Consider the following 10,419-nt stretch of genomic DNA (forward strand, 5'->3'; position numbering starts at 1 on the left):
GCCGGTTCCGTTATTCTGGCTCATATTGTTATTTGATTGTTATAGGGAAAAGTATGGGGCTGGTGATCAAAGCCGCACTGGGCGCGCTGGTGGTGTTACTGATTGGCATTCTGGCAAAAACGAAAAACTACTACATTGCCGGGCTAATCCCGCTGTTCCCGACCTTTGCGCTAATTGCTCACTATATTGTGGCTTCTGAGCGGGGTACGGAAGCGTTACGCACGACCATCGTGTTTGGCATGTGGTCTATCATTCCGTATTTTCTCTACCTGCTTTCGCTGTGGTATTTCACCGGTTTTCTGCGTCTTCCCCTTGCGCTGAGCGGGGCGGTGGTCTGCTGGGGACTCAGCGCCTGGGTGCTAATTTTCTTCTGGAGCCGTTTTCACTAGCGCAGCGGGCGGCCGCCGTCCACGGCAAAGGTTCTGCCCGTGACGTAGCAGCTGGTGAGCAGGTAATCCACGAGGTCGATTACCTCTTTCTCGCCCGGCGCGATTTTCATGAGCGACTTATTCAGCGCCTGCTGGCGATACTCCGCATCATCGTTTTCGTTAAACAAAATCATCGCCGGGGCGATGGCGTTTACCTTCACCTCGGGCGCGAGCTTGCGGGCAAACGAGCGCGTCATATTATCCAGTGCGGCTTTACTGGCCGCGTAGGCGATGTGCTTGTCGCTGCCGCGCTCCACCACATAATCGGTGAAGTGAATAATATCGCCCGCCGCGTGCCCATGGCCGCGCAGCAAATCCTGCAGAGCGTGGTTAAGCAGATAAGGGGCATTGACGTGGATCTGCAGCATGGCGGAGAGCGTTTCGCTGAGTGACGTACCGGGTTTTTCGGCTCGCCATGCGCTGGCGTTATGGATCACGGCGCGCAGTCCCGTCGTGGTGGCTTTTACCTTTTCCGCGAAAGCCAGAATGCCTTCATCGGTCGAAAAATCAGCCTGAATGCAGACCGCCCCGGCTTTGCGTAACCCTTCAATCGACGGGTATTCCGTACGGTAGCTGACAATGACCGGATGGCGAAGGTTGAGAAAGTGATGGGCGAGGGCGAGGCCGATACGGCGGCCTCCACCGGTAATCAGTATTGGGCGAAGCGGTGCATTTCCCATCGTATTCTCCTTTACAGTTCAACAATGGGAAAGGCGATGCTATCCCATTAACATCCAGGTTGCCGGTAGGGCAGCAACCAGTAACAGTCCAATTAATGCCATTTCACGGCGCTTCAGCGCGTTCTCCAGCTGATGCGTGCGGCGGGCGTAGATAAAGACCAGCAGACCCGGTGCGTACAGCACTACCGACAGCAGCAGATGCATTGGCCCGGAAGCATACAACAACCACAGGCCGTAAATACAGGCTCCGACACCCACGACATAATGCGCCGGGCGTGTGGCAATTTTTAACAGATACGCACCCACTAGGAAATAGGGTACCAGAATCATCTCCGAGGCGATGGTCAGCAGGGTGTTATAGTCTGAACCTGTGAGCCAGATCAGCACCAGACAGACCTGAACGCTGATGTTGGTTAGCCAGAGTGAGGCCGACGGCGCGCTGTTTTGGTTTTGACGGGCGAACAGACGTGGAAACGCCTTGTGCGTCGCGGCCAGGAAAGGCACTTCAGCCGCCATGATGGTCCAGCTCAGGTAAGCGCCGCAGACGGAGACGATCAGCCCTGCGGCAATCACCACGTCGCCCCAGGGGCCGAGCATTTTCACCATCAGGCCCGCCATTGACGGGTTACGCATTTCAGCCAGCTCAGGACGCGCCACCACGCCCAGCGACAGCAGCGTGACCAGCAGATAGACCCCCAGCGCAGCCAGTACGGCCAGCAGCGTGGCGCGGCCCACATCGCGTTTATTCCTGGCCCGGGCAGAAACCACGACCGCGCCTTCAACGCCGATGAACACCCACAGGGTAATCAGCATCGTGTTTTTCACCTGCTCCCAGACGGGCACGCCCAGCGCAACGCCGCTGAAATCAAGCTTGAAAACGTCCATACGGAACGCAATGAAGGCCAGAACGATAAACAGGCCGAGCGGAACCAGTTTCGCCAGCGTCGCCACCAGGTTGATGCTGGCGGCCGTTTGTACGCCACGCAACACCAGCCAGTGGACGAACCACAGCAACACCGAGGCGCCCACAATAGACTGCCAGGTATTTCCGTCGCCAAAGAGGCGCAGCTCAGGCGTATCGGTAAAGAAACTGAGTGCTGAGAAGACGATCACCAGGTAGGAGACGTTGGCGATAACGGCACATAGCCAGTATCCCCACGCGGAACAGAAGCCAATCAGCTCGCCGAAACCTTCACGCGCATAGGTGAAAATGCCGCCGTCCAGATCCGGGCGAATGCGGGTGAGCAGCAGCATCGCGAAGGCCAGCAGCAGTATGCCGACACCCGTAATGCCCCAGCCAATGATGAGCGCGGAAGGGCTGGCAACGGCCGCCATATTTTGCGGCAAACTGAATACGCCTGCACCCAGCATTGAGCTTAAAACGAGTGCAGTCAGAGCACTCAGGCCAAGTTTCTTTTCCATTGGCTTCCTGTTATGAAAGGTCAAAATCCAGAATAATTATTTCGCTCAGGCGCATAAAAATGGTGGATCACACTAAGGCGCGGGATTTTACGGAGTGTAACGAATGCATGCAATGACGTGAGGCAGAAATTCAAAAAAAGTAACAAAAAAAGGCGGCATTGCGCCGCCTTTCGTAAACGATGTTGTTACTTGTACAGATCGGCGCTGATGGTCACGTTGTTACCACGTTCCTGCCACTGGCGGGTGATGTGGTAGTACTTCGCCCCTTTCTTCGCCGCACGCTTCGCGACCTGGTAAGAGACTTCCGTCATGTTGCCGTAGTTGCCGGTAAACTTGATGCTGTCGAACGGCACCATCTGCGCTGCAGTGGCGTTGTTCAGCTCTTCAATTTTGGTACCGTCAGGCAGCGTTACGGAGTAACGGCCACCTTTCGTGGACTGCGTTTCGAAGAAACGTCCCACTTCAGCGCTTGGGGCAGCCGTCGTTGCTACGCCTGGAATTTCAACTTTCTTCGCTGCTTCGCCGCCTTTCGCTATCGCCGCGCGACCTGCTTCTGAATTTGCCGGGATGGCATCCGGGCTCTGCAGAACACGTTTTTTCGCATCTTTTTTATAGATGAACGCGGTAATACGCTGGTTGCCACCCTGGTTAGCATCGACCTGACGCACGATGAAGAAAGAGTAGGCCCCTTTCTCTTTCGCGGCTTTGGTGATGGCATCGTTAACTTCAGGCTGGCTGCGATAGAAGCCCTGAACGGTGACGGTGTCGTAAGGTTCCAGCTCAATCGCCTGATCTTTCGGCAGTTCAACAACACCGTTGATCACGCGGTTTTTCGGTGCGTCAGCTTTTGGCGCATTGTCTTTGAACAGCGCGATGGTCACGCGCAGGTTACCGCTGTTGCCGTAATCGGACTGGTCAACGACATAAAACGAGGCCGCCCCGTTTTTATCAGCGGCTTTTGATGCAGCGGCGACGGCGTCGCCAATAGAATTATAACGACCCACAATGACCGTATGGTCAAAAGGTTTTAACGCTGCCGCTTGCTCCGGCGTTAACTCTGTTGCGGCATTCGCAGACAGGGCGGTCGCGGAAAGAAGTGCGGACGCCAGGAGTGTGTTCTTAAGCTTCATAAAAATGATCCTTCGCCTTGCGCAAACCATGTACTGGTATTGTTGTTAATTTGAGACGGTCCCGATTATTGCATTTAAAACCCGTCGCTGTCTGCGCCATTTTTCACTGCCTGTGCTTACTGAATCACCGAATTCGATAACATTTAGTGATATGTTGAAAAAACACGCGTTTGACAAGTAAAACTGATAAAGCATATGACTTTTACAAGTTAATTTAATGTTAACAAGTTGTTCTGTTATGGCGCTATATCATGTTTTTACCGCTTCGCTTGCGCGATTTATCGGTTCTGGCAGTGAATTTAAGGTAAATATCACTGTCAGTGACGCCGATCGCTTATTTTTCACAGATAAAGTAAGAAATAGTGTTTTCTGGCGGTAGATCGCGGGCGCTATTTTCAGTAGGTTATAGACAGTTTGTTACTGTTTTATTTTCCGGGGTTAATCATCTCTCGTCGCTCGCGCGATGGCGAAAATTGATACAAACCGCGGGCATTTATCGATAAACCATCATCAAAAACCGATGGAAGGGAAAACTATGCGTATTGGGGTACCAAAAGAACGGTTAGCCAATGAAACCCGCGTAGCGGCAACACCGAAAACGGTGGAGCAACTGCTTAAACTGGGTTTTACGGTCGCGGTTGAAAGCGGCGCGGGCAAACTGGCGAGTTTCGATGACGAGGCCTTTATCCAGGCTGGCGCGGAAGTGGTCGACGGTGCTGACGTCTGGCAGTCGCCGGTGATTCTGAAGGTCAACGCACCGGAAGAGAGTGAGATTGCGCTGCTGAATCCGGGAACGACCCTGGTGAGCTTCATCTGGCCTGCGCAAAACCCGGAGCTGATGGAGAAGCTGGCGGCCCGTGGCGTGACCGTGATGGCAATGGACTCCGTGCCGCGCATTTCGCGCGCGCAGTCGCTGGATGCCTTAAGCTCCATGGCAAACATTGCTGGCTACCGCGCCATTGTTGAAGCGGCCCACGAGTTTGGTCGCTTCTTTACCGGTCAAATCACCGCCGCGGGTAAAGTCCCTCCGGCGAAAGTGATGGTGATTGGCGCAGGCGTGGCGGGCCTTGCCGCAATCGGTGCGGCAAACAGCCTGGGCGCTATCGTACGCGCCTTTGACACCCGTCCTGAAGTAAAAGAACAGGTCCAGAGTATGGGCGCCGAATTCCTTGAGCTGGACTTCAAGGAAGAAGCAGGCAGCGGCGATGGTTACGCGAAGGTAATGTCCGAAGCCTTCATCAAAGCCGAAATGGAACTCTTCGCCGCTCAGGCGAAAGATGTCGACATTATTGTCACCACCGCGCTTATCCCGGGTAAACTGGCGCCGAAGCTGATCACCCGTGAGATGGTTGACTCCATGAAGCCGGGCAGCGTGATTGTCGACCTGGCCGCCCAAAACGGCGGTAACTGTGAATATACCGTTCCAAATCAGGTAACCACGACCGCTAACGGCGTGAAGGTGATCGGCTATACCGATCTGCCGGGCCGTCTGCCAACGCAGTCTTCTCAGCTCTACGGCACTAACCTCGTTAACCTGCTGAAGCTGCTTTGCAAAGAGAAAGACGGCAACGTCACGGTTGATTTCGACGATGTGGTGGTGCGCGGCGTCACGGTGGTCCGTGAAGGTGAAATTACCTGGCCTGCGCCGCCTATTCAGGTTTCTGCTCAGCCTCAGGCGGCAACGAAAGCGGCACCTGAGCCAAAAGAACCCGCCAAACCCGCTTCTCCATGGCGCAAATACGCGATCATGGCGCTGGTGATTATTCTGTTCGGCTGGCTGGCTGACGTTGCGCCAAAAGAGTTTCTCGGCCACTTTACCGTCTTCGCGCTCTCCTGCGTCGTGGGCTACTACGTGGTGTGGAACGTCTCCCATGCGCTGCATACGCCGCTGATGTCGGTAACCAACGCCATCTCCGGGATCATCGTGGTGGGGGCGTTACTGCAGATTGGTCACGGCGGCTGGATCAGCTTCCTGAGCTTTATCGCGGTGCTGATCGCCAGTATCAATATTTTCGGTGGTTTCACCGTGACTCAGCGCATGCTGAAAATGTTTCGTAAAGGCTAAGGGGTAGCATATGTCTGGAGGATTAGTGACAGCTGCATACATTGTTGCTGCAATCCTGTTTATTTTCAGTCTGGCGGGGCTTTCCAAACACGAAACGTCTCAGCAGGGGAATAACTTTGGTATCGCCGGGATGGCGATTGCGCTGATTGCCACCATCTTCGGGCCGGATACCGGCAACGTGGCGTGGATCCTGGTGGCGATGATCATCGGCGGCGCGATTGGTATTCGACTGGCAAAACGCGTTGAAATGACCGAGATGCCGGAGCTGGTTGCCATTCTGCACAGCTTCGTGGGTCTGGCGGCGGTGCTGGTGGGCTTCAACAGCTACCTGTATCACGAACCGGGTCTGGAACCGATTCTGGTGAACATTCACCTGACGGAAGTGTTCCTCGGTATCTTCATCGGTGCGGTGACCTTCACCGGCTCCATTGTGGCGTTCGGCAAGCTGCGCGGGAAGATCTCCTCTAAACCGCTGATGCTGCCAAACCGTCATAAGCTGAATCTGGCGGCGCTGGTGGTGTCGTTTGTATTGCTGGTGGTCTTCGTGCGTACCGAAAGCGTCGGCCTGCAGGTACTGGCGTTGCTGGTAATGACCATCATCGCGCTGGCGTTTGGCTGGCACTTTGTGGCGTCCATCGGCGGTGCGGATATGCCGGTGGTTGTCTCGATGCTGAACTCCTACTCCGGTTGGGCGGCAGCGGCGGCAGGCTTTATGCTGAGCAACGACCTGCTGATCGTCACCGGTGCGCTGGTGGGTTCTTCCGGTGCGATCCTGTCTTACATCATGTGTAAGGCGATGAACCGCTCGTTCATCAGCGTCATCGCCGGTGGTTTCGGGACCGATGGGTCTTCTTCCAGTGCGGATGAAGAAGTGGGTGAGCACCGCGAAATTTCTGCGGAAGATACCGCAGACATGCTGAAAAACTCGCACTCCGTGATCATCACTCCGGGCTACGGCATGGCGGTGGCGCAGGCGCAGTATCCGGTTGCGGAAATCACCGAGAAGCTGCGCGCGCGGGGCATCAAGGTTCGCTTTGGTATTCACCCGGTGGCAGGGCGTCTGCCTGGCCATATGAACGTGCTGCTGGCGGAAGCGAAAGTGCCTTACGACATCGTGCTGGAAATGGATGAGATCAACGATGATTTCGCCGACACCGACACCGTGCTGGTTATTGGTGCTAACGATACCGTTAACCCTGCTGCACAGGACGACCCGGGTAGTCCAATCGCCGGTATGCCTGTTCTGGAAGTGTGGAAGGCGCAGAACGTGATCGTCTTCAAACGCTCCATGAATACCGGCTATGCCGGGGTTCAGAACCCGCTGTTCTTCAAAGAGAACACCCACATGCTGTTCGGCGATGCTAAAGCCAGCGTGGATGCGATTCTGAAATCACTGTAAGTTGCGTTGAAACGAAAAAACCGCCGAATTCGGCGGTTTTTTTATTGCCGGGTGGCGCTGACGCTTACCCGGCCTACGGTTTTGTAGGCCCGGCAAGCCTGCGCCGCCGGGCGTCAGGCGTTAATCGTCTTCAGGATCGTCCAGCTCAACCGGCGTCTGATACTCATCCGGCTTAATGACCAGCAGGTCGCAGCGCAGATGGTCGATCACCTGTTCGGCGGTATTGCCAAGGAAGGCGGCAGAAATACCGGTTCGGCCAATGGTGCCCAGCACCACAATCCCCGCCTGCAGGTGTTCCGCCAGGTCCGGGATCACCTCTTCAGGCAGGCCTTTTTCCACGTGAGTCATTTTCTCATCGATGCTGAATTTCTGGCGCAGCGCTTTCATGGCCAGCAGATGCTGACCGCGGATCGCGTCGTTGTACACGCTCGGGTCAAATTCAGGGAGCTCAATGGCAATGTTAATCGGGGTGACCGGATAGGCGCCTACCAGATGCACTTCGGTATGATTGACCTGATCGGCAAGCTGGATGGTCTCCTTCACCAGCTTCTCGTTCAGCGAATTGTGGTAATCCTCTTCGCTCGCGAGGTTTACCGCCACAACGGCTTTCCCGCCTTCAGGCCACGGCTGGTCTTTCACCATCCAGACCGGGCAAGGACATTTGCGCAGCAAGTGCCAGTCGGTCGGAGTGAAGATCACGGATTCCAGCTTGTCGTGCTGGTGCGCCATCTTCAGCAGGAGGTCGTGCCCACCGGCGACAATTTCCTGGATGATGGCTTCGAAAGGTCGGTTATGCCAGACCACTTTAATATCAATGGGCACGCCCGCTTCCAGGTAATACTTCGCCTGTTCACGGATCCACGCGGTACGCTGGCTGATGACGCCCTGACGCATAGCGGTGCGCTCGTCAGGCGACAGAAGGGTGGTCATCTCATACGAGAAGTCATAGATCGGCAAAAACGCTTTGATTTTGCCACCAATCCGTTGATGTAAATACACAGCACGTCGTAATGCCGGCTGATCGTCCTGATTCGGATCGATAGCTACCAGCATGTTTTGATACTTGGCCATACAGGTCTCCTTACTACTGTCACCACAGTCTGTAATTAAAAGAGTAACCTATATATCCTGAATGAAACAGAGGGGAGGTTTTGCCAGATCAATAATTCATGAAAATTTATCAGAGGAAAAGTACCGTCGTCGTCACCGCGATAAACGCAATAAACAGCAGCACCATCACCGCTATCGCAAAGGTCGTGGAGTCCTGGACGTAGGTTTTTTCCTCCCCCTTCATCGGGCCGACAAGCATGATCCAGATGAAGATAAAGGTCACAGAGGCAATCACGACTGAAACGAAAAACAAACTTTCTCTCAATTCATAACCTCAACGAGAACCTTTCGGGCGCTGTGTGGGGACGTGCTACGGTGAAAATTTCTTGAAACGGAAGTGATTACACCAGACCAATAAATCACAAGAATTTATGGTCTGGTCATCAACATGCGGAGAGTTACGCCACGTTGCGGGCGTGCCCGGCAAGAACGGCAAGCGCTTCACCGTTTTCGATAGTGATGTATTTACCTTTAACGGCCAGCATCCCGCTTTTCTGGAAACGGCCCAGCAGACGGCTGATGGTTTCCACGGTCAGGCCCAGGTAGTTGCCGATATCGCCACGCGTCATCGTCAGACGGAATTCACGCGGCGAGAAGCCACGCTCGGCGAAGCGGCGGGAGAGGTTGTAGATAAACGCGGCCAGGCGCTCTTCTGCGTTCTTTTTAGAAAGCAGCAGAATCATGTCCTGATCGCCTTTGATCTCACCGCTCATCAGACGCATCATCTGTTGACGCAGGTTAGGCATCTTACCGGACAGATCGTCCAGGGTTTCAAACGGGATTTCGCAAACCATTGAGGTTTCGAGTGCCTGAGCAAAGCTCGGGTGATGGCCCGTGCCGATGGCGTCAAAGCCCACCAGGTCGCCCGCCAGATGGAAGCCGGTGATCTGCTCATCACCTTGTTCGGTGATGGTGTAGCTCTTGATGGTGCCAGAACGGATAGCATAGAGCGATTTCAGTTCGTCTCCCGCTTTAAACAGCGTCTGCCCTTTCTGAATAGGCTTTTTGCGCTCGATGATATTATCAAGCTGATCGAGTTCATGCTCATTCAGGGTAAACGGGATACAGAGCTGGCTGATGCTGCAATCCTGGCAATGGATAGCACAACCGCCAGACTGAATGCGTCGTATAATTCGCTTTTCCGGGATCATAGGTTTGCTCAAGCCTTAATTGATATTGGTCAATTTTAACATCTTTTTGGTAAGTACGTAAGCCTGACAAACCCTCAATAAGGACAAGAGACGGCAACGTGTCGCCATCTTCTTGAAATTCCACAGCTTGATTATGGATTTTTAGCCTAACCGGAAGAAAATTAAGCACAAAAAGCCTGGAAGCTAGAGCAGGAGATACCCTTCGTGACGCAGCAACCACTCTTTGCGCTGCACGCCGCCGGCATAGCCTGTCATGGTGCCGTTGCGGCCAATGACGCGATGGCACGGCACCACGATGCTGACCGGGTTAGAGCCGTTAGCGGCACCCACCGCGCGTGCGGCGCCTGCGCGGCCTAGCTGTTCCGCGAGCTGGCCGTAATGCATCACCTGCCCGCAGGGAATGGCCCGCAGCGCCTGCCACACTTCGCGCTGAAAAGGGGTGCCTGCCGTGGCGGTTGGCAGAGTATCGATGATGCTGAGATCGCCTTCGAAGTAGGCCGCAAGCTTGTCGCTCAGCCCGCCCGGGTTGGTGGCGCGGATACGTTCATACCCCTGCGCGCGGTAGTGAACATGGAGCAGTTCTTCCATCCGGTCGCTGTGCTCTTCCCATTCGACGGCGCGCAGGCAGAACTGCTCGTCCGCGATCACCCACAGCGGCCCGAGCGGCGTCGCAATCTTATCTTCGAGTAATCTCAGCATCCTCATTCCTTTAGTTCAGCCTCGGGTAAATCCCCGGCCCAATCGGCAGGCCGACAAGATACCATGCCACCAGCATCACCAGCCATACCCCTAAAAAGATAAGCGGGTAGGGTAAAACCAGCGAATAGTAGGTACCCAGTTTGGCCTCGGGTTTATAGCGCTGCAGGAAGCCTAAAAACAGCGGAACAAACGGCGAAACCGGCGCCAGCGGAATCACCGAGGAGTCCGCGATGCGGAACAGGATCTGGGCAAACGCAGGATGAAAACCCAGCATCATAAACATCGGTACGAAGATCGGGGCCAGAATCGACCAGATTGACCTGCTCCCCGTTGAT

The 10,419-nt window shown here is 54.8% G+C and carries 11 protein-coding genes; 3 read left to right on the plus strand and 8 right to left on the minus strand.

What is annotated here, in order from left to right:
- Nucleotides 1–53: 53 nt before the first annotated feature.
- Nucleotides 54–389 carry a GlpM family protein gene (locus tag IM317_RS10015; protein WP_028017326.1) on the plus strand — a complete coding sequence of 112 codons (336 nt, stop codon included), beginning with the start codon at nt 54–56 and terminating at the stop codon, nt 387–389.
- Here IM317_RS10015 and folM read toward each other — a convergent pair.
- From folM to ydgH, 3 genes are all read right to left on the minus strand, one after another.
- Nucleotides 386–1,108, minus strand: a complete 723-nt coding sequence (gene folM, locus IM317_RS10020; protein ID WP_033145346.1) for a dihydromonapterin reductase — start codon at nt 1,106–1,108, stop codon at nt 386–388. The two genes, IM317_RS10015 and folM, sit on opposite strands and share 4 nt — an antisense overlap.
- Before the next feature lie 39 nt (nt 1,109–1,147).
- Nucleotides 1,148–2,530 carry an amino acid permease gene (locus IM317_RS10025; protein ID WP_029740292.1) on the minus strand — a complete coding sequence of 461 codons (1,383 nt, stop codon included), beginning with the start codon at nt 2,528–2,530 and terminating at the stop codon, nt 1,148–1,150.
- Between the two features lie 185 nt (nt 2,531–2,715).
- Nucleotides 2,716–3,660, minus strand: coding sequence for a DUF1471 family protein YdgH (gene ydgH / locus IM317_RS10030; RefSeq protein ID WP_033145347.1), 945 nt, complete (start codon nt 3,658–3,660; stop codon nt 2,716–2,718).
- Nucleotides 3,661–4,195: 535 nt separating this feature from the next.
- Between ydgH and pntA the strand changes: the two genes are divergently transcribed.
- Nucleotides 4,196–5,725 carry a Re/Si-specific NAD(P)(+) transhydrogenase subunit alpha gene (gene pntA, locus IM317_RS10035; protein WP_033145348.1) on the plus strand — a complete coding sequence of 510 codons (1,530 nt, stop codon included), beginning with the start codon at nt 4,196–4,198 and terminating at the stop codon, nt 5,723–5,725.
- Nucleotides 5,726–5,735: 10 nt separating this feature from the next.
- Entirely contained in the window at nt 5,736–7,124 is a 1,389-nt protein-coding gene (gene pntB, locus IM317_RS10040; protein WP_033145349.1) for a Re/Si-specific NAD(P)(+) transhydrogenase subunit beta, read from the plus strand.
- A 120-nt stretch (nt 7,125–7,244) separates the two neighbouring features.
- On the opposite strand, the gene uspE is transcribed toward pntB, so the two are convergent.
- From uspE to IM317_RS10065, 5 genes are all read right to left on the minus strand, one after another.
- Nucleotides 7,245–8,195: a universal stress protein UspE gene (gene uspE / locus IM317_RS10045; protein WP_023335478.1), complete on the minus strand. Its 951-nt coding sequence runs from the start codon at nt 8,193–8,195 to the stop codon at nt 7,245–7,247.
- Between the two features lie 109 nt (nt 8,196–8,304).
- The gene (locus IM317_RS10050) at nt 8,305–8,487 is read right to left on the minus strand and encodes a hypothetical protein (RefSeq protein ID WP_014883604.1); all 183 of its coding nucleotides are present in this window, start codon (nt 8,485–8,487) and stop codon (nt 8,305–8,307) included.
- 145 nt (nt 8,488–8,632) lie between these two features.
- A complete protein-coding gene (gene fnr, locus IM317_RS10055) occupies nt 8,633–9,385 on the minus strand; it encodes a fumarate/nitrate reduction transcriptional regulator Fnr (protein ID WP_006174991.1) in 753 nt (250 codons plus the stop codon).
- 183 nt (nt 9,386–9,568) lie between these two features.
- The gene (ogt, locus tag IM317_RS10060; RefSeq protein ID WP_033145350.1) at nt 9,569–10,084 is read right to left on the minus strand and encodes a methylated-DNA--[protein]-cysteine S-methyltransferase; all 516 of its coding nucleotides are present in this window, start codon (nt 10,082–10,084) and stop codon (nt 9,569–9,571) included.
- Between the two features lie 10 nt (nt 10,085–10,094).
- Nucleotides 10,095–10,419: AbgT family transporter (locus tag IM317_RS10065; RefSeq protein WP_193362474.1), on the minus strand; the 325-nt coding region annotated here is incomplete at its 5' end.

It is taken from the genome of Enterobacter cloacae complex sp. S3 (genome assembly GCF_014930495.1).
Taxonomy (GTDB): Bacteria; Pseudomonadota; Gammaproteobacteria; order Enterobacterales; family Enterobacteriaceae; genus Enterobacter; species Enterobacter asburiae_B.

Bases quoted from the DNA above. Each gene is read 5' to 3' on its own strand.
- IM317_RS10015 (WP_028017326.1), top strand. From the start codon at position 54: ATGGGGCTGGTGATCAAAGCCGCACTGGGCGCGCTGGTGGTGTTACTG.
- IM317_RS10025 (WP_029740292.1), bottom strand. From the start codon at position 2,530: ATGGAAAAGAAACTTGGCCTGAGTGCTCTGACTGCACTCGTTTTAAGC.
- ydgH (WP_033145347.1), bottom strand. From the start codon at position 3,660: ATGAAGCTTAAGAACACACTCCTGGCGTCCGCACTTCTTTCCGCGACC.
- pntA (WP_033145348.1), top strand. From the start codon at position 4,196: ATGCGTATTGGGGTACCAAAAGAACGGTTAGCCAATGAAACCCGCGTA.
- folM (WP_033145346.1), bottom strand. From the start codon at position 1,108: ATGGGAAATGCACCGCTTCGCCCAATACTGATTACCGGTGGAGGCCGC.
- ogt (WP_033145350.1), bottom strand. From the start codon at position 10,084: ATGCTGAGATTACTCGAAGATAAGATTGCGACGCCGCTCGGGCCGCTG.
- fnr (WP_006174991.1), bottom strand. From the start codon at position 9,385: ATGATCCCGGAAAAGCGAATTATACGACGCATTCAGTCTGGCGGTTGT.
- pntB (WP_033145349.1), top strand. From the start codon at position 5,736: ATGTCTGGAGGATTAGTGACAGCTGCATACATTGTTGCTGCAATCCTG.
- uspE (WP_023335478.1), bottom strand. From the start codon at position 8,195: ATGGCCAAGTATCAAAACATGCTGGTAGCTATCGATCCGAATCAGGAC.